The sequence below is a fragment of the Pseudomonas sp. M5A4_2d genome, from assembly GCF_053345295.1.
The window spans coordinates 1-19,090 of sequence record NZ_JBKEZW010000023.1 but is presented as its reverse complement, the minus strand read 5'-3'; the positions used below and the strand labels follow the sequence as shown (position 1 = coordinate 19,090).

Below are 19,090 nucleotides of genomic sequence, written 5' to 3'. Positions count from 1 at the left end.
CCCCATGTGAGAGTAGGTCATCGTCAAGATTAAATTCCAGAACCCCTGTTTGCTAACGCAGACAGGGGTTTTGTTTATGTAGAAGTCCATGAATTTCACTGGTGCGTTGCTAACACGACGTACTGGTACACAGAATTTCTTGACGACCATAGAGCATTGGAACCACCTGATCCCATCCCGAACTCAGCAGTGAAACGATGCATCGCCGATGGTAGTGTGGGGTTTCCCCATGTGAGAGTAGGTCATCGTCAAGATTAAATTCCGAAACCCCTGTCTGCTAATACAGACAGGGGTTTTGTCGTTTAGAGGTTTGATAATTGACCCGCTCTTGCTGCTGGCTACTGATCGGTATTAAGGGGGCAGCTCAACGACGTTAACAAAACAGCTGACACCTGAAATCAGGCGACGGTTGCCTAGAAACAATAACGGATCAGAACTGGTCGCTTGCCGTCGCGCTGACATTATGCTCTTCACCCAGATAGCAGACAGACGTTCAGGTTGGCACCGGATGCCATATAGGTCTCGTTGGTGAGGTCAGTCGAACATCCACACCTTTCAACCCCACCTTACCTGCATCATACCCTCCTGAAGCGTCAGACAAGGTATAGGTCGGCACCTTCATCGCGTTCCCTGCATCTGCCCATCTATACCCTACGTATCGCATCCCACCGCCAAGTCGCAAGCCGTCCAGGGCACCTACAGCGCGACGAAACCCCGATTTATCCATTTCCATCAGGTCTTTCAAATAGACGCCATTTTGCTAAAGCCGTCGACGGTAGCGGGTCAGATGTATATCGCTGATTTTTAGATTGCCTAACTATGCACCTCTACCACTGGTCGGTTTCCTACTCAAAACGACGATGGATCTCACAAATTTCTAAGATTTGTTCTGTCTTGGCCGAAAGCCTGATGAGCCATGCGTGCACCGAAATAGAGCGACCCGAGAGTCTGCCTATCCCGTTACATGGAATGTTCCACTCGGCACGCTCACCCCCCTTTGGCAAAAGAAGTCGATGAAATGAATCTTAAGTTCAGTCATAAAATTCTGTTGGCCGCGTCAGGCGTCGTGGTTCTGGCCTTCGCGTTATTCACGCTCTACAACGACTACCTGCAGCGCAGCACCATCAAGCAAAACCTCGAGTCGTCTATCCAGCAATCAGGCGAGCTTACGGCCAGCAGCGTGCAGAACTGGCTCAGCGGGCGCATCTTGGTCCTCGAAAGCCTGGCGCAAAACGTTGCCCACCAGGGGAGTGGTGCCGACCTTCCAGGGCTGGTCGACCAGCCGGCGTTCACCTCAAACTTCCAGTTCACCTATGTCGGTCAAACCAACGGTGTGTTCACCCAGCGCCCCGACGCGAAGATGCCCGACGGTTACGACCCACGCCAGCGTCCCTGGTACAAGCAAGCAGTGGCCGCCGATAAAACCATGCTCACCCCGCCTTACATGGCTGCGGTGGGTGGGCAGATCGTAACCATCGCTCTGCCAGTCAAGAAGAACGGTGAACTGCTGGGCGTGGTCGGCGGTGACCTGAGCTTGCAAACCCTGGTGAAGATCATCAACTCGGTAGACTTCGGCGGTATCGGCCATGCGTTTCTGGTCAGCGCCGATGGCCAGGTGATCGTCAGTCCTGACCAGGACCAGGTCATGAAAAACCTCAAGGACATCTACCCAGGTACAAGTCTTCGTATTGAGAAGGTGAGCCAGGATGTCGTCCTGAACGGACAGGACCGCATTCTTTCGTTCACTCCGATCAGCGGTTTGCCGGGTGCGGACTGGTACATCGGTCTCTCGATCGACAAGGACAAAGCCTACGCGCCACTGGGTAAGTTCCGTACTTCAGCGTTGATTGCCATGTTGATTGCGGTCGTAGCGATTGCCGTGCTGTTGAGCCTGCTGATTCAAGTACTGCTGCGCCCGCTGACCACCATGGGTACTGCCATGCAGGACATTGCCCAGGGCGAAGGCGATTTGACCCGTCGCCTGGACGTGACCAGTAAGGATGAGTTTGGCGAGGTTGGCAGCGCCTTCAACCAGTTCGTCGAGCGTATCCATGCCTCTATTTCCGAAGTCTCTTCGGCAACACGTCAGGTACACGATTTGTCCCAGCGTGTCATGGCGTCTTCCAACGCGTCGATCATCGGCTCTGACGAACAAAGTGCGCGTACCAACAGCGTGGCAGCGGCGATTAACGAGCTAGGTGCCGCCACCCAGGAAATTGCGCGCAACGCGGCCGATGCTTCGCAGCACGCCAGTGGTGCCAGTGAGCAGGCAGACGACGGTCGTAAGGTCGTGGAGAAAACCATCCTGGCGATGTCGGAACTGTCGCAAAAGATCAGCCTATCCTGCACTCAGATCGAAACCCTGAACGCCAGCACCGACAACATTGGTCATATTCTCGATGTGATCAAAGGCATCTCCCAGCAAACCAACTTGTTGGCGCTCAATGCCGCGATCGAGGCTGCCCGTGCTGGGGAAGCCGGGCGTGGGTTTGCGGTGGTTGCGGATGAAGTGCGTAACCTGGCTCACCGTACCCAGGAGTCTGCGGAAGAGATCCATAAAATGATCACTTCGCTGCAAGTGGGTTCGCGTGAAGCGGTGACCACCATGAACGCCAGCCAGACCTCCAGCGAAGAAAGCGTTGAAGTGGCCAACCAGGCCGGTGCGCGCCTGGTCAGTGTGACGCAGCGAATCGTCGAGATCGATGGCATGAACCAATCGGTTGCTGCCGCCACCGAGGAGCAGACGGCGGTGGTTGAAACCCTCAACGTCGACATCAACCAGATCAACCTGCTGAATCAGCAGGGCGTGGCAAACCTCAACGAAACGCTCAAGGATTGCGATGCGCTGTCCCAGCAGGCCAGCCGACTGAAGCAACTGGTCGACAGCTTCAAGATCTGACCCACCTTGTGCAGGGGCGAAGGCTTTCGCTCCTGCTCATCAGCCAAGCATCTTTCGCACATTCTCCAGGGCGCTGTCGGCGAAGGCCTGCACAAACAGTTCAAACTCCGCCTGCGGTGTATCGACCGGTTCGCCAATCAGGGTCCAGGTCGCCCTGGAGTATCCTGCACCGAGCACTTGCACGCTCATTGCGGCCCACAGTCGGGCGACACCCAACGTGTTGTAGAGGGTGGTCCACGTCATGTACATCGCGTCGTCGTTTCGGCTATTGAGCTGCTCGACGACACAATGGCCATCGTGGAAAAATTTCGTGCGCAAGGCGCCTACACCTGTGCCCGTCATTTCGATGTGCGAGAGGGCGGGAATGAAGGCATCAAATTCCGCAAAGTTGCCTACCACACTCCACAGGCGAGCGGCCTCGCACGCGACGTCGATAGACGCCTCCAAGGCGGAGCCATTCGGGTTGCGGATCAATGTATCGGGTTGCAGCAGTTTCATAAGGGTGTCCTGAAACGGTCAGAGAAATCCGATGGCCTTGAGGTGGTCGCAACCCCTGCGCAACAGCGCCGGTTCCTTTTGCGGGTATTGCTCGCCCATGGATTCAACACCTTGGCGGGCGTTGTCGTGACAAATCATCGAGATGTCACTGATGTCTTCGGCAAGGTCATCCAGGTAGAAACCCAGCACACCAAACAGCGCGTTATCGCGACCCACCGTCTGTAGCTCTCTTTGCCAATGTGCAACGCTCACCCGTTCGAAGTGATGGCCCGCCCGGCTGAATGCATCAAGGTAGTGATCCCAGCTCAAGGGTTGCGGGTTATGCAGGTTGAATACGTTTCGCCCGACAGCATATTGGCCGCAGTGGAACGCGACAAAACGGGCAAAGAAATCCACCGGCATGAGGTCGAAGTTCACGTTCAGGCGTGGCGCCATACCCAACTGCAGTGACCCTTTGAGCATCAGCATCAGGCGGTTGTTTTGCGGCTGGCAGACACCGCTGCGGCTGTTGAAGGCGATGTTGCCCGGTCGATAAATATTCACCCAGGCACCTTGCTCGATCGCACGCCCTAACAGCCGCTCGGCGACCCATTTGGACAGGTTGTAGCCATTCTTGAGGTAGAGCGGCAACGTGGCCACCGCCGGTGTTTCGAGGATGTACCCGCGGGCGTCGATGCTGCTGCACGCCGACAGCGTCGAGATGAAATTGAAAACCTTTTTGCAGTGGGTTTCACACAGTCGCAGGCACTCCAGCACCGAATCGACGTTGTCACTGGCCAGTGAGGCGTAATCCATCACATGATTGACCCGCGCTGCGTTGTGCACCAATGCCCCATGGCTGTGGGCGAGTCGCTCATATACATCGCAGGCCAGGCCCAGACGAGGCAGGCTGATATCGGCGGCATATACCTGCACCCGGCTCAGGTCCAAATGCTCCAGGCGATACTCGCGTAATGCCTGGGTAAACCGCGCCGTGGCGCAGTGGCCCGGCTGTTCACGCACCAGGCACGCCACCTCCAGTACACCCCCTGCCAATAACGCTTCGACGAGATGCACGCCGACAAAACTGTTGGCGCCTGTGACGATCACCTTGCGCGGATCGCCAGTGCGGTCTTCGTGCAGCATTTCTATATTCAGCGCCTGCGATGCATCCTGCTCCGCCTGGCCTGACGGTACTTCAGGTAGCGCGCCGTCCTCCATCAGCACGGTGAGCGTACGAATCGTCGGAGTTTCAAAGAAACGGCTCAATGAGAAGCTGCGGCCAAACGCTTCGCGCAAACGCAGCAGCAGGGTCGACAGCAGGATGGAATGACCGCCGAGGTTGAAAAAGCTGTCATCAATCGAGAAGTCATCGCCGGGCACGTCCAGCAATTCGCTCCACAGCGCCATCAGCCGCGTTTGGAGAGGTGTTTGCGCTGGGCGTCTGGCAACGTGGTGGGTAGCGTGCTTCGGCATCGCCAGCAACGCCACGCGGTCGATCTTGCCATGGCTGGTGCGCGGCATCGTTGGCAACTCGGTCCACACTGCCGGGTGCATATAATCCGGCAGCCACTGCTGTGCATATCGCTTCAGGCCAGCCACCGTGGCGTCCGGTTCGGGCTGGGCGACAACGCAGAAAATCCTGCGATCACCATCGATCACCACAGCCACTTGGCGGAATAATCGACTGGCGCGCAGGCATTGCTCGATCTCTTGGGGCTCGACCCGAAAGCCACGGATCTTCACTTGGTCATCCCGCCGACCGCCCAGCTCGATACCGTCCGGCGTCCATTTCGCCAAGTCACCGCTGCGGTAGGCCTGCAGCGTCCGGCCATCAGGCAGTGTCAACACCATGAACGGGTCGTCGACCTGCGGCGGCGCGTTCACATACCCCAGGCTTACGCCAGGGCCGACGATGTATAGATCGCCCATCACCTGTTCATCCACCGGTTGCAGCTTGTCGTCGAGGATCAACACTTGGCTGTTCGCGATGGGGCGGCCCAGGTTGCGATTGCTGTCACCGGGCTGAAACGTCCGATGGGTGACCAGCACCGTAGTCTCGGTAGGGCCGTAGAAATTGTGCAAGGGGTACTGGCTCGCCAATCGTTCGATCACATGCGGCTCGCAGGCATCACCACCGGTCAACAGATGGCTAAGGCCCAAAGGCTGATCCAACGGCAGAATGCTGAGTAGCGCGGGCGGCAGAAAAGCATGGCTGATTCGCTGGTGGCGAATCAGCTCGACCAACTGATGAGGATCGTGCCGCTGGGCTTCGCTTGGAACGATCAACTCGGCACCGGCTATCAGGGCAGGGAAAATATCGATCAGCGATGAGTCGAAACTCAGCGGCGACAATTGCAGTACACGGCTCTGTTCGTCCAGCGCCAGGCAGGTACCGAACCAGGCCGTGAAATGCGCAAGGTTGCGTTGACTCAGCAGTACGCCCTTCGGTTGGCCAGTGGTGCCCGAGGTGAAAAGCGCGATGCAGGGAGCTTCGATGCAGGGGCGATGGTGCATCAAGGGCTGCGTAGTGTCGGCCAGGGCCATGTCGACAGTGCAGACATTCAGGGTAACGAAATAGTCGCGCAGAGGGTGTTGGCCATCATCGAGCAACACCTTGGTCCTGGCGCTTTGCAGCATCGCTTGATGGCGCTGTGACGGATGCTCCGGCGCCAGGGGCAGGTAGACCGCGCCGCAGCCCAACACCGCGAGAATACTGGCGTACAGCTCGACAGATTTTTCCAGGCACACGCCGATCACCGGGGGCGACTGAATGCCCTCCAACAGCGGCCGCAGGCGTTGCTGGATCGACAGGGCCCGCTCTTGTAATTGACGGTAAGTCAGCACGGCGCCCTCGATGTTCAGCGCCGTTCGTTCTGCGAAGGTATGGAGACTGATCTGTAGCCGTTCGATTATCGGCACCTGGGCCGCCTGCAATAGCGCCGGCTGCGCAGTGCGATTGAATCGATGCATAAATGCCAGTGCGTCCAGCCCTTTCAAACCGTACTCGGGCCACGTGTTGGCCGTGGTTACTGCCGTGAAGAACTCTGGGTCCCTCGAGAAGCCGCTGACCAGCAAGGCGACGCACTCGACCAGTGCGTTTGTCGCCTGTCGGCGCAAACGTTGGCCGTTGCCGCTGGGCTCCTCGGCAACGTCCTGCACCGCCAGCAAGCGCTGGTCATGGCCATAGCAACGCAACTGCACAGAGGGAAGCCCGTAGTCGGACTCTGGGCCGATACCCACGCGCAGGCTTATCCACTAGGCTTTGTCGAAACGTGTGGACGGTGGTTGGCTGCCGTCCTCAATGAGCACATCAAGGGCTTCTGTTGCGCTGACATGCCCGTATTGCTCTAACGTTTGCCTGACTGCCTCCAAAGCCTCGCTCGTGCCGCTCCATCCAATCGTCAAGCGCCTCATGCCGGCCTCCGCGTGTCGGGGAGGTAGTCGCTCAGAGTACGCGCGACGCTGGGTGTGTTCAGCACGCCGCTCTGGTGCAGGAACCCCATGATGTTGCCAAGCAGGGGGTGCTGGCGGGTGATGGGAAAGTCCAGCGCCGCGACTTCGGCCCGCAGGGTCTGTCGGGTATTGGCGCTGACGTCCAGATGTTCGATCAGGTGTAGATCGAAGCTTTTTTGCAGATCGTTGGTCAGGTAATGCGCCAAAAAAATTGGCAGGATTTCGGCGATGCTGTCGCGATCGTTCGGGCTTGCCGCCTGCCAGTAGATACGCACCAATTGCGTCCAGAACTGTGCATGGCGCCCTTCGTCAAACAAGTGATCGGCCATCAGGCCACGGATGGATGGCTTGACACTGTCGTCCTTGGAAAACGCCGCTACCGCATGGGTGACGGTGTTCTCGGCGATGGCTACGCTAATCAACTCCACGGCATCGCGCAGGTGTGGTGCTGCCAGCGCCCGCGCTGCCGGCAGGGCACGGCTCAGTTCGATTTGCCCGGGTAGTTCGAGCGGTTGTATGCCGGTCATTTCCACGGTCTGTTGCAGGAAATCCAATGCGACCAGCGCGTGGTAATCCTCATCCACCACGACGGTCATCGCATCCACCCGACAGGCGAGAGGAAAGGGCAGCGAGAAGCGATTCTTGGCGATACTACGGGCGGTCTTGTCGACGATTTCGGTTTCGAAAATCACCACATCATTGATGAATTTGTAGAAGCTTTGCACCAGCACGAAATCGCGCCACTGCGGGCAGTGTTCGAGGAAGGTCGCAGTGAGTACCAGCGGCTGGCGGCACAAGGGGTAGATCAATCTGTCGTCGTTTTCGAGCAAACGCCGAGGGCGTGTGCGGATGGTTGCCCGGCGTTCCCAGTCTTCGGCAAAGGAGCGGTAGTCGGCGGCAATCATGCTTGCACCTCTTGCAGCGCGGCACTTACGTCGTCCCACAAGCTGAGTCGGCTTTCCACGGCGGCGAGGGCGAAGTCATCTGCCTGGCGTTGGCGCGCCGGGTCAGCGCCGATCAGGCGTTTGAGCAAATGCTCTGCCCCCGGCCCATGTTCCTGGGAGTCCAATGCGATGTGACGGCTGAGGTAGTGGCACAAGGTCGGCGCCTGGCGTTCAATCAATGCGTTGCCATGCAGAATGCGTTCGAACATCGACGGTATGACACTCTCGCGGCCATGCAAGAAGGCCGCTGCCACGCAGTGGGTCGGTGCGTTCAGCGCGATCTGTAACGTGCTGTCGACGAAGCGGGCCACGCCTGGCAGCACATTGATCAGATGCAGGGCCGTGCTTGCTTCGACGCCCTGATGCTGCAGCTCAATGAAGCGCCGGACAGTGGTGGTATCGGAGCCTGCCTCGTCCATGGCTTCCAGATACAGTTCAAAGTGGCTGCAAGCGCCTCGCGTTGGGTGTTTGTCCGATTCTTCGCCGAGCACGATTTCATTAATGAGGCGTGCGGCGAGTGGGTCCGCCGGTGGGAGCCAGGGCAATTGCGTGCAGGTCAGATCTTGCTGCAGGCGTTTGGTCAGTGTCATGAAGTCCCAAACGGCAAACACATGGTGTTCCATGAAAAGTTGTAACTTGTTAAGTGAAGTTATTTCTGTAAATAACGGATGGCTGCACAACTGCAGTTTTTTTTGTTCAAGTAAGTGTTGATGCATGGTTGACGCCTATAAGTTGTTGCGACTGTTCTGGAAACAGTGGTGAGGTGTTTAATTCAATATGAAAAGATGGCGTTTAGCCCATCATGCGCGCGGCGCTGGCCGAGGATCGGTCTGCGCTGCCGTATGAGGTGTGTGTTTTATTGAGGGCGGATAATAATCTGATTAAACGTTTTGATGAGCTTGTAAAAGTATTAGATGGTTTTTCGGAAAATGGTTTGTTGTGAGTGAGTTGCTTGATTAGTTGTCGGATATTTCCTTGGAATAAACGGGCTTATTTAAATCGAATTGTTGGATCTGGCGTATGACTGTGCGAAGGCTCCATGATGGGAGGGGAGCCCCGCACTGTATAGGTAAGGTGTAGGCGCAGCGCTTTAGAAGTTTACTGCGCGCTATTCTTTTCGTTGGCTTCAAGACTATTGAGATAAGTGGAGATCACCTCCATCCCTCGCGTCAGGTGATTGCGTAGCGTCAGAATACTTTCGTCGACTTTCTTCTGCGCCACCAGGCTCAACAGTTCCCGGTGGTCTTCCTGAGACGTCTCGCCCAGCCCCATCGCCTCGAGGTTGAAGCGCAGGAAGCGTTCCTCCTCATTCAGACCGTGCTCAACCAATTTGAGCAACCGCTGGTTGGGCGCCTTGCCATACAGCGCCATGTGGAACAGGCGATTGAGCCGGCCAATCTCGGTATAGTCCTTCTCGCGTTCCAGTGCATTGATGCAGGCGTCGGCTTGCGCAATGTCCGCGTCGGTGAGCAGCGGAATCGATAAGCGCAGCGCTTCGGATTCCAGCAGCATGCGCAGTGCGTAGGTCTCGGCCGAATTATCTTCGATCAACGGTGCAACCACGGCGCCTTTGTGGGTCACCACATGCAGTAAGGATTGGGCTTCCAATTGGCGCAAGGCTTCGCGCACGGGCATGCGGCTGACGCCGAACAGGCTGGCCAGTTCCTGCTGGCGCATCGCGGTACCACAGGGCAAGCGGCCGTCGAGAATGGCATTGCGCAACGTTTCTTCAATAACGGCGCGAGCAAGATGGGCTGGGATAGGCCCGCTGGTTTTGATGCTGCTCAAAGGGTTCGGCTTCTGCGTCACGGTTACGCTATCCTCCTTGCTTGAATAAAGTGTGTTTAATTGGATCCAATGCACACTAAAGATGGGTCACACACTTGTCAAACAGCCAGGGTTTCAGTTTGTAAGGGCTTACGGGATCTACTTTGAGCATCCCACAAGGGGCGTTTATAAATTCGGACCGCTTATCAATGATTGCACTGTGCCATTGTTTTTTGGTGGTTGAAGCTTCACCATCCCTGAAATTCCGTCTCTCTTCACGGACTGAACGCCTTGGCGGTAAGTTTTATTCCCTCTCGAATTCTAAGCTGGCTACTTTCAGCGATTTTGTTGGCTGGCTTGATGCCCGGCGGGCTGCATGCCGATTGGGATTTCTCTCAGATCAGCCGCAACGCCACCGCTTTGTACGGGCCGCTGGGGGAGGGCCAGCAGCGTATCGACGCCTGGCAGCGGCTGCTGGCGACCGAAAAGAAGGTCGACGAACAGGAGCAGCTCAAGGTCGTGAACCTGTTCTTCAACAAGCAAATGACTTATGTGGAAGACATCGACCTGTGGCACGTGGTCGACTATTGGGAGACCCCCATCGAAGCGCTGTGGAAAGGTGCCGGAGATTGTGAGGACTACGCAATCGCCAAGTATTTCAGCCTGCGTCACCTGGGCGTCTCCAGCGACAAATTGCGCATTACTTACGTCAAGGCCTTGCGTCAGAATCGCGCGCACATGGTGCTGACGTATTATCCGACCCCCGAAGCCATCCCGCTGGTGCTCGACAGCCTGATGGACGAGATTCTGCCGGCGACCCGCCGTACCGACCTGGTCCCGGTGTACTCATTCAACGCCGAGGGCTTGTACTTGCCTGGCGCCAAGGGCAACAAGAAAGTCGGTGACACCAAACGCTTGTCGCGCTGGCAGGATGTGTTGAGAAAAATGCGTGCGGAAGGCTTCCCGGCCGAGCCTGCCAACTAGGAGTAACTGATCGGATGTCTCTGTTCAAACAACTATTGATCGCAATCTGTCTGTTCCTGGTGGTCGCCTTCAGCGGCAGCTTCATGGTCAGCCTCGAAAGCTCGCGCACCCAATACGTCAACCAACTGCGCTCCCATGCACAGGACGCGGCGACCGCGCTGGCGCTGTCGCTGACACCGAATATCGACGACCCGGCCATGGTGGAATTGCTGGTCAGCTCGATCTTCGACAGCGGCTATTACGCCAGCATCCGCGTAGTGGATTTGGCCACGGATAAAACCATCGTCGAACGCAGCGGTATTCCTGACAACAACGGTGTGCCCAACTGGTTCGTCAAACTCATCGGTCTGGAGCCGGCCGGTGGTGATGCGCTGGTCAGCCGCGGCTGGGAACAGGCGGCGCGTGTGGAGGTGGTCAGCCACCCGATGTTCGCCCTGGCCAAACTCTGGCAAAGCGCCTTGGGCAGCCTTGGCTGGTTGCTGTTGTGCGGTGCGGTGAGTGCGGTGCTTGGCGCGTTGTTGCTGCGTCGGCAGTTGAAGCCGTTGGACTACATGGTCAAGCAGTCCCACGCCATCGCTCGTCGCGAGTTCCTCAGCTTGCCTGACCTGCCACGCACGCCGGAACTGCGGCGCGTGGTGCAGGCCATGAACCAGATGGTAGAAAAGCTCAAGGCGTTGTTCCAGGAACAAGCGGAGCGCAGCGAAAAACTGCGCATCGAATCCTATCAGGACAACCTCACCGGCCTCGCCAACCGTCGTTATTTCGAGATGCAACTCAATGCCCGCGTCAGCAACCCGGAAGAGACTAACTCCGGCTATCTGCTGCTATTGCGGGTCAAGGACCTGGCCGGCCTCAACCAGCGCCTGGGTGGCCAGCGCACCGACCAGTTGCTGCAAGCGGTCGGCGAACAACTGCTGCGCCAATGCGAGCCTTATCCGGAAACCCACAACCTCGTCACGCGTATCCGTGGCGGTGAGTTCGCGGTGCTGGCGCCGGGGCTGATGCGTGAAGAAGCACTGCAATTGGCGCAGAACCTTGAAAGCACCTTGCTCAGCCTTCAGGCGACCGCCGCCAGTGATGTCACGCCGGTCGCCTACATCGGCCTGGCGCCGTTTAGCCATGGCGATTCACCGCAGGCCTTGTTGACCCTGGCTGACCAGGCCCTGGCCCAGGCCGAAGGGCAGGGCGACACCAGTTGGGTGTGCCTCGACCACAGCGCCGCCGCCAGCGTGGGTGACGACCACCATGCCTGGCACACATTGTTGGACCAGGCCCTGACCCAGCAGCGTTTCCAGCTGTACTTCCAACCGGTTGTCGCCAGCCAGGACCCGCAATTGGTCTTGCACTACAAAGTGCTGTCGCGCTTGCAGGATGAAGACGGCCACACGATCCCGGCCGGGCGTTTCCTGCCGTGGCTTGAACGCTTCGGCTGGACCGCACGCCTGGACCGCCTGATGCTGGAGCAAGTGCTCAAGCAGATGGCCAGTCACACTCACAGCCTGGCGCTGAACCTCTCGGCCGCAACCCTGCAGGACGCTCAGGCGCTGAATCGGATTTTTGAACTGTTACGCCAGCACAGCAACCTGGGCCCACGCCTGACCCTGGAAATCGGCGAAGAACAATTGCCGGAACAGGCCTTGCTGGAACAGTTGACCCAGCGCCTGCGCGAGCTGGGATTCTCCCTGAGCCTGCAGCGTTTTGGTGGGCGGTTCAGCATGATCGGCAACCTGGCACGGCTGGGCCTGGCGTACCTGAAGATCGACGGCAGCTACATCCGCGCCATCGACCAGGAGAGCGACAAGCGCCTGTTTATCGAGGCGATCCAGCGCGCTGCCCACAGCATCGACCTGCCGTTGATCGCCGAGCGTGTGGAGACCGAGGGGGAGTTGAAAGTGATTCGCGAGATGGGGATTTTCGGCGTGCAGGGTCAACTGTTTGGTGAGCCTGCGCCCTGGAAGTAACCCAAACCTAATGTGCAAGCAGGCTTATGTGGGAGCTGGCTTGCCAGCGATTGCATCACCTCGGTGTGACTGACATATCGAGGTGTCTGCATCGCGGGCAAGCCCGGCTCCCACACAAGCTTACCGTTGAAATTCTTGGGTTCAGATCAACCCAGTCTCTTCATCATTGATCAGGTGGCTCAACCCACCCAACGCTTCCCGCGCGTGGGTACGGTCCATCAACTTGGCCTGTGCCGCCGGCGGCAGGTCCGTCACGCTGATGACACCCTTGCGGGTCAGCACCTGTATCAAGTCGTCCAGTACCCGGATCATCTCCAGGTCGCTCTGCTTGAGCTGCGCCAGGCTGGTTTCCACCACTTCGTTGGCGTACCAGGCCTGGATCTCATGGTGATCGGCCGGCAGGGTTTCGGTCGACTCGGCAAAGGCGGCGGCCTCCACGCGACTCAATGCACCCTGTGCATCACGTTGCACGTAAAACATAACAAACCCTCGAAAATGAGCCACACGCGTTCACCAGCATAGGTCAATGGTGTGTTTATGGGCGCGAGTATGCGATGCAACCCTGCGCCAGGGCCAGCCACCTGTCGTCCAAATAAATCGGCCGCCCCTGAGGGCGGCCGATAAACCGAGGCTTAGGCGGTGTGGTCGATCTTGATGGTCGGGTCGGCACCACTGATCAGCGAGTTGATGCTGGTGTGCGACCAATCGTTGCCTTCCAGCTTGATCGTCACGTCAGCGTTGGCCAGGCCGCCGGCGGCGTTGAGCTTGCCTTCGCTGCTGATTTGCAGGGTCGACACGCCCTCTACCGTGGTGATCTTGAGGTAGTTGTCGATGGTGCTGTCCGTCTCACCTTTCAACAGATCCTTGAGATCGATCCGGTCACCTTCCGACGCCTTGAAGTCCTTGATCACATCGTTGCCGATGTCACCGGCCTTCCACACGAAGGTGTCGGCCCCCGAACCGCCAATCAGGATGTCGTTGCCCGGGCCGCCGATCAAGGTGTCGTTACCGGTACCGCCCAGCAGGATGTCATTGCCTTTGCCGCCGTCCAGGTAGTCATTGCCGCCCTGGCCGAACAGGATGTCATCACCGGTGCCGCCCAGCAGCGTGTCGTTGCCGTCCTTGGCGCCGGACACATCGAAGTCTGCGTAATGCTCGGTCACGTACTGATGCACGTTCGAGGTGGTCACCGCCGAGACGGCTACACCGGTTTTCTGCGCGACGAAGGCCTGCAGTGCGTTGTAACCCTCGCCGGTAATCCCGCTGAAGCTCACCAGGTCGCCGAAGATGATGTCATTGCCGTCACCACCGTTGATGGTGTCGGAGCCTGGCAGTGTTGCCTCGGTGTGGCCGAGGATGGCATTGGCCAGATCCTTCGGATCGATGTTGCTTTGCGGTTTGCCATCGCTGTCGTACGGCTTCAGGTCGTTGAGGGTGACATCGCTGTTGATGCCGATCGCTTCAACTTGCGACAGCCCACCCAGCAGCGCAAAGGCGCTTTGGGCGTTGCTCAGTGTCGCCGAGTCGGTGCTGCTGCCCGCGCCCGCAAGGTTGGACAGCTCGAAGGTGCCGTCACCTTGGGCATGGACAGTGCCCAGGTTGCTGCTGTACCACCTGTTGCCACTCAAGGTCTGGAGTACAGCATTGCCCGAGGAGTCGATGCTGAAGTAGTGAGTGCTGTCCAGATACTTGGCGACCGTCGTGCCTGGTGTGTAGTTGGCGGTGGTCACCACATCATCGAACTTGACGTTGCCATACAGCGTCGGGTTGGTCTGCTCGCCGCTCTGGTAGTACGTCGGCTGGCCGTCGGTGATGAAGTAGGTCAGGTTGGTGGCACCGGTGTTGCCGGTGGCCAGGCCGCTTTGGAAGAAGTTGGCCGTGGTCTTGAATACGTCTTCATAGTTGGTACCACCGCCGGACACCATCGAATCCAGCACGGCCTTGAGCAGGACCAATGCGTTTGGATCGTTGAGGTTAATCGCGACCGACTTGTTCACCTGGGTATCGAAGTCCGCCAGGAAGATATTCACACTCCCGGACGTGTTGGCGCCCAGGCTGTCTTTGAGCGAATTGAACACCGATGTCAGCGACGCCTTCGCCGCGTTGATCGAGGTGGTGCTCATACTGCCGGAACTGTCCACCATGAACGCAATGTTGTAGTTCTTGCCTTGCACCACGTTCAGGCCGCCGATATCGGCCACGACGATGTCGTTGCCATCGGTGCCGTTGATGGTGTCACTGCCCGAAGTGCCCGTCACCGAGCTGTAGGTGGCCGGGTACACCGTGACCGGCAATTGCGCGGTGGTGATGGCCGAACCGCCGAGGCTTTCGGTGGAGGTCGAGGTGACGGTCAGGTTGAACTGGCCGCTGTAGTAGGTCGGCGGCTTGATCGTCAGGGTGCTCAGGTCCCAGCCGGTGACGTTGACTTCGCCCACGGTCTTGGTGGCCGTGAAGGTGTGCCCGGAAGCATCGGTCAGTACCGAACCGGCCGGTACGCCGCCGATCTTCACGCTCAAGGTCTCGGAGCCGTCGGTGTCGGTCAGCGCGGTGGTGACCTTGGACAGCTTCACGGTGCCGTTTTCCTGGCCTTCGTTGAGCTTGTAGCCCACGTAGTAACCGTCACCGTTGCTGCCATGCAGGTCGGACACGGTCACGCCGGCGTTGGTCAGGTCAGTGATACCGGTATACAACGGCACGCCGCTGGTGCTCAGGTCCTGGACCGCGCCGCCGTTGACCGACAGGTTGACGTCATAGCTGCCAGGGCCGGACTGGTTGGCGTGGTAGATCTCAAGGCTGTAGTAACCGCTCACCGTCGGGGTGAAAGTGCCGGTGAACTTGCCGCTGTTGGTGCCCCACTGCGCGCTGGCCACGTCTTTGCCGCCGACGTTGATCACCAGGCTGTCATCGCCGGTGCCGCTGAAGGTGTAGGACTTGCCGGCTTCCATGTACATCAGGCCGGAGATCTTCGAGCCTGCACCTGCGGCGACGTTGGCGGTGGACTCGACATTGGTCACGACCCCGCTGCTGTTCGGCGTGCCGGCGTTATCAATCGCGTTTTTCAGGTCGGCCGGTGCCGCGCCGTTACCGTTAGTGCCGATACCCGCGATGCTGTTCCAGCTTTGCTTGATCAGGCCGATCGAGCTCACGTTGTTGTCGGCCACAGTCAGGGTCGGTGCGTCGGCCACCGGCGTGATATCGACTTTCACCGTGGCGCTATTGCCCAAGTCCTTGCCATCAGTCGGCTGGAACTTGAACTGCGCGTAATCGGCCTGCTGGTTGCCGATGCCGGTGCCGCCATAACCGTTGGTGCCGGACTCGTTGGCGTTAGGCATGAAGCGCAACTGGCCGCCGTCGATCTGGGCTTTGGTGAAGGTTTGGCCAGCGGTCACGTTGGTCCAGGTGGAGCCATCCGACGCCAGGTATTGCAGTTTGCCGGCCACCGGCAGGTCGGTGATCTTCACGCCGAGGCTGGCTTGTGGCGAGTCCACATCGGTGACGCCGAAGTTGGCCCAGGTCAGTGCCAGCGCCGTGTCTTCGGTGCCGGTCACGGCGCTGCCAGTGGCTACCGGCGGATCGTTGACGGCCACGACGTTAATCGTGGTGGTGGCGACGTTGGAGTAGTTGCCGCCATCGGTCACGGTCACGGTAATCACGCGCGGCGTGGTGCTCGGGTCGTGGCTGCTGTTGGTGAACGTGATGTTCTTGATCTGCTGCATGTAGTCAGCCAGCGACGCCGTGCCGGTCAGTGTCAGCGTGATCTTGCCCGTGGCAGGGTCAGTCGTCGGGGTCACGGTGATGCCGGTGACGTTTGTGACGTTCAGCGAGTCGCCTTGCTGAGTGTTGGTCAGCACCACGGTGGCGCCGGTCAGTTGGGTGCTGTCCGGATCGGTAATCTTGATATCGGTGTCAGCAATCGACACGCCAGTGCCGCCTTCGGTGAACGACGTCTTATAGTCGGCACCCGTGGCGCCGCTGGAATTGTTGGCATCCAGGTCGATAACCGGCGGCGCATCGTTGTCGATGATGTTGGTGCTGACGCTGCCATTGCCGATCACCAGGCTCTCGAAGTTGCCACCGGTGGTCTTGTCGATGGTGATGACAATCTGTTCCGTCGGCTCGGTGATCTTGTCGTCGATCGTGGCGATGTTAAACGGCACGCTGCTGGAGCCGGCCGGGATCTTCACGGTGTATACGCCGTTGAAGTCCGAACCGTCGGTGGCGGTGCCGCTGTACTTGAGCGTCACGGTCATATCGGTTTGTGCCGGGTTGCTCAGGGTCAGCGTGTAGTGCGCAGTGCCGCCTTCAGTCACCGAAGCGTCGCCGGTGATGCTGATGGTGGTGCTGTTAACTACATCCGTCACTTTGGTGACCACGGTGCTGCCGTCGACGATCAGGTGTTCGTACTTGTCGCCGCCGCTGACTACGCCAGTGATCTTGGTGCTGACATCATTGGCACCCACGTACACGTCGTTAGGCGCAACAGCCGTAACGGTGCTGCTGGACTTGCCGTTGCCGATGGTAATGGTCGAGCCGTTATCCAGCTTCACGACCAAGTCGGAACCGACGTTGGTCACTGCTGCACCATTCTTGTCGACCAGGGAGGCGGTGTAGACGATCTGGCCGCCCTCATTGACCGAACCGGTGGCCTTGAGCGAGACGGTCACGTCATCGATGGTGTCGTTGATCGTGGTAGTCGCGCCACCTGGAGTGATGGTCACACCCTCGAAGTTACCGCCGGTAGTACCGGTGATCTTGACGGTCTGGACGCTCTTGTCGATGAACACGTCATCGCTTGGCGCTGGGACGGTCACCGTGCCTACGGTCGCACCTTGCTTGATGGTGATGCTGGCGCCGTTATCGAGCTGGACCACCATGTCGGTGCCGGCCTTGTTGCTCAAGGTGGCGGTGTAGGTGATCTGGCCGCCCTCGTTGACTGCGCTTGGTGCGGTCAGCGTGACGCTGGTGAGGTCGGTGGTGCCCGGTGTATCGGTCACGGTGGTGTTCACCGGTGTAGTGCCCGGCACCAGGTTTTCGAAATGCTCGCCGCCGGTCACGCCTTTGATGACGGTGGTGACGGTTTGATCGCCTTTGTACACGTCGTTTGGCGCCACGGTGGTGACGGTGCCGCTGGACTGGTTCACACCGATGGTGATGGTTTTGCCGTTGTCCAAGGTCACGGTCAGCGGGTTGGTGATGTTGGTCACCAAGGCGCCGTTTTTATCCACAAGGCTGGCGGTGTAGACGATGTTGCCGCCTTCGCCAACGGTGGTGGTGGCAGTCAAAACCACATCAACTTTGTCGATGGTGTCGTTGATCGTGGTGGTCGCGCCACCTGGAGTGATGGTCACACCCTCGAAGTTACCGCCGGTAGTACCGGTGATCTTGACGGTCTGGGTGCTCTTGTCGATGAACACGTCATCACTCGGAGCAGGGACGGTCACCGTGCCTACGGTCGCACCTTGCTTGATGGTGATGCTGGCGCCGTTATCGAGCTGGACCACCATGTCGGTGCCGGCCTTGTTACTCAAGGTGGCGGTGTAGGTGATCTGGCCGCCCTCGTTGACTGCGCTTGGTGCGGTCAGCGTGACGCTGGTGAGGTCGGTGGTGCCCGGTGTGTCGGTCACGGTGGTGTTCACCGGCGTAGTGCCCGGCACCAGGTTTTCGAAGTGCTCGCCGCCGGTCACGCCTTTGATGACGGTGGTGACGGTTTGATCGCCTTTATACACATCATTTGGAGCTACAACCGAAACGGTACCGCTGGACTGGTTCACACCGATGGTGATGGTTTTGCCGTTGTCCAAGGTCACGGTCAGCGGATTGGTGATGTTAGTCACCAAGGCGCCGTTTTTATCCACAAGGCTGGCGGTGTAAACGATGTTGCCGCCTTCGCCAACGGTGGTGGTGGCAGTCAAAACCACATCAACTTTGTCGATGGTGTCGTTGATCGTGGTGGTCGCGCCGTTGCCTGCTACTTCCAGTTTCTCGAAATTGCCACCAGCGGTGTCAGTGATCTTGACCGTCTGAGTGCTCTTGTCGATGAACACGTCATCGCTAGGTGCTGGGACCGTCACGGTGCCGACGGTGTCACCGGCTTTGATGGTGATCGTCGAGCCGTTGTCGAGTTTCAGGGTTACGTCAGTACCCGCTTTATTGGAAAGCGTAGCGGTGTACGTAATTTGACCGCCTTCACTCACCTCGGACGGAGCCGTCAGGGTCACGGTAGTGGTATCGGCAGTGCCTGGTGTGTCGGTAACGGTGGTGTTAACCGGCGTAGTACCAGGAACCAAATTCTCGAAGTGCTCGCCGCCAGTCACACCCTTAATTGCGGTGGTGACAGTTTGGTCGCCTTTGTACACATCATTTGGAGCTACAACCGAAACGGTGCCGCTCGACTGGTTCACACCGATGGTGATGGTCTGGCCGTTATCCAAGGTCACGGTGAGCGGATTGGTGATGTTAGTCACTGCCGCGCCGTTTTTATCCACAAGGCTGGCGGTGTAGACGATATTGCCGCCTTCGCCAACGGTGGTGGTAGCGGTCAGAACCACATCAACTTTGTCGATGGTGTCGTTGATCGTGGTGGTCGCGCCGTCGCCAGCAAC

At 58.5% G+C, this 19,090-nt stretch carries 10 protein-coding genes, 1 rRNA gene and 2 pseudogenes; 5 read left to right on the top strand and 8 right to left on the bottom strand.

Annotated features, from left to right (window positions below):
* Positions 1–138: 138 nt before the first annotated feature.
* Positions 139–254: ribosomal RNA gene (gene rrf, locus ACLBW8_RS28405) — 5S ribosomal RNA — on the top strand.
* Between the two features lie 176 nt (positions 255–430).
* On the opposite strand, the pseudogene ACLBW8_RS28400 reads toward rrf, so the two are convergent.
* A pseudogene (locus ACLBW8_RS28400) lies at positions 431–697 on the bottom strand (TonB-dependent siderophore receptor); the annotation flags it as partial.
* A gap of 321 nt (positions 698–1,018) precedes the next feature.
* Here ACLBW8_RS28400 and ACLBW8_RS28395 point away from each other — a divergent pair.
* Complete coding sequence (locus tag ACLBW8_RS28395) at positions 1,019–2,899, top strand: methyl-accepting chemotaxis protein (RefSeq protein ID WP_064450081.1); 1,881 nt, start codon at positions 1,019–1,021, stop codon at positions 2,897–2,899.
* A 39-nt stretch (positions 2,900–2,938) separates the two neighbouring features.
* On the opposite strand, the gene ACLBW8_RS28390 is transcribed toward ACLBW8_RS28395, so the two are convergent.
* The 4 genes and pseudogenes from ACLBW8_RS28390 to ACLBW8_RS28375 all read right to left on the bottom strand — a co-directional run bounded on the left by ACLBW8_RS28390 (position 2,939) and on the right by ACLBW8_RS28375 (position 8,492).
* Positions 2,939–3,397: an SRPBCC family protein gene (locus ACLBW8_RS28390; RefSeq protein WP_221293594.1), complete on the bottom strand. Its 459-nt coding sequence runs from the start codon at positions 3,395–3,397 to the stop codon at positions 2,939–2,941.
* Positions 3,398–3,415: 18 nt separating this feature from the next.
* A pseudogene (locus ACLBW8_RS28385) lies at positions 3,416–6,793 on the bottom strand (amino acid adenylation domain-containing protein).
* A complete protein-coding gene (locus tag ACLBW8_RS28380) occupies positions 6,790–7,737 on the bottom strand; it encodes a diiron oxygenase (RefSeq protein WP_447806898.1) in 948 nt (315 codons plus the stop codon). Before ACLBW8_RS28380 ends, ACLBW8_RS28385 begins: the two are co-directional and overlap by 4 nt.
* Positions 7,734–8,492 (bottom strand): DUF3050 domain-containing protein, encoded by a 759-nt coding sequence (locus ACLBW8_RS28375; protein ID WP_447806897.1) that lies wholly within the window; start codon positions 8,490–8,492, stop codon positions 7,734–7,736. Before ACLBW8_RS28375 ends, ACLBW8_RS28380 begins: the two co-directional genes overlap by 4 nt.
* A gap of 86 nt (positions 8,493–8,578) precedes the next feature.
* Here ACLBW8_RS28375 and ACLBW8_RS28370 point away from each other — a divergent pair, with 86 nt between their 5' ends.
* Positions 8,579–8,719: a hypothetical protein gene (locus ACLBW8_RS28370; protein ID WP_156526239.1), complete on the top strand. Its 141-nt coding sequence runs from the start codon at positions 8,579–8,581 to the stop codon at positions 8,717–8,719.
* Between the two features lie 155 nt (positions 8,720–8,874).
* Here the strand turns inward: ACLBW8_RS28370 and ACLBW8_RS28365 are convergent, their stop codons facing one another.
* Complete coding sequence (locus tag ACLBW8_RS28365; RefSeq protein ID WP_064450086.1) at positions 8,875–9,585, bottom strand: GntR family transcriptional regulator; 711 nt, start codon at positions 9,583–9,585, stop codon at positions 8,875–8,877.
* Between the two features lie 249 nt (positions 9,586–9,834).
* Here ACLBW8_RS28365 and lapG point away from each other — a divergent pair, with 249 nt between their 5' ends.
* Positions 9,835–10,527 (top strand): cysteine protease LapG, encoded by a 693-nt coding sequence (gene lapG / locus ACLBW8_RS28360; protein ID WP_064450087.1) that lies wholly within the window; start codon positions 9,835–9,837, stop codon positions 10,525–10,527.
* Between the two features lie 14 nt (positions 10,528–10,541).
* Positions 10,542–12,488 (top strand): cyclic di-GMP receptor LapD, encoded by a 1,947-nt coding sequence (gene lapD, locus ACLBW8_RS28355; protein WP_064450088.1) that lies wholly within the window; start codon positions 10,542–10,544, stop codon positions 12,486–12,488.
* Between the two features lie 141 nt (positions 12,489–12,629).
* Here the strand turns inward: lapD and ACLBW8_RS28350 are convergent, their stop codons facing one another.
* Complete coding sequence (locus ACLBW8_RS28350; RefSeq protein ID WP_016968775.1) at positions 12,630–12,968, bottom strand: hypothetical protein; 339 nt, start codon at positions 12,966–12,968, stop codon at positions 12,630–12,632.
* A gap of 152 nt (positions 12,969–13,120) precedes the next feature.
* A partial coding sequence (locus ACLBW8_RS28345) for an immunoglobulin-like domain-containing protein (RefSeq protein ID WP_447806896.1) occupies positions 13,121–19,090 on the bottom strand: 5,970 nt, incomplete at its 5' end.

What these genes read in the sequence shown, in the direction of transcription:
- ACLBW8_RS28375 (WP_447806897.1), bottom strand. Translation starts at nt 8,492, where the DNA reads ATGCATCAACACTTACTTGAACAAAAAAAACTGCAGTTGTGCAGCCAT.
- ACLBW8_RS28370 (WP_156526239.1), top strand. Translation starts at nt 8,579, where the DNA reads ATGCGCGCGGCGCTGGCCGAGGATCGGTCTGCGCTGCCGTATGAGGTG.
- ACLBW8_RS28395 (WP_064450081.1), top strand. Translation starts at nt 1,019, where the DNA reads ATGAATCTTAAGTTCAGTCATAAAATTCTGTTGGCCGCGTCAGGCGTC.
- ACLBW8_RS28350 (WP_016968775.1), bottom strand. Translation starts at nt 12,968, where the DNA reads ATGTTTTACGTGCAACGTGATGCACAGGGTGCATTGAGTCGCGTGGAG.
- ACLBW8_RS28390 (WP_221293594.1), bottom strand. Translation starts at nt 3,397, where the DNA reads ATGAAACTGCTGCAACCCGATACATTGATCCGCAACCCGAATGGCTCC.
- lapD (WP_064450088.1), top strand. Translation starts at nt 10,542, where the DNA reads ATGTCTCTGTTCAAACAACTATTGATCGCAATCTGTCTGTTCCTGGTG.
- ACLBW8_RS28380 (WP_447806898.1), bottom strand. Translation starts at nt 7,737, where the DNA reads ATGATTGCCGCCGACTACCGCTCCTTTGCCGAAGACTGGGAACGCCGG.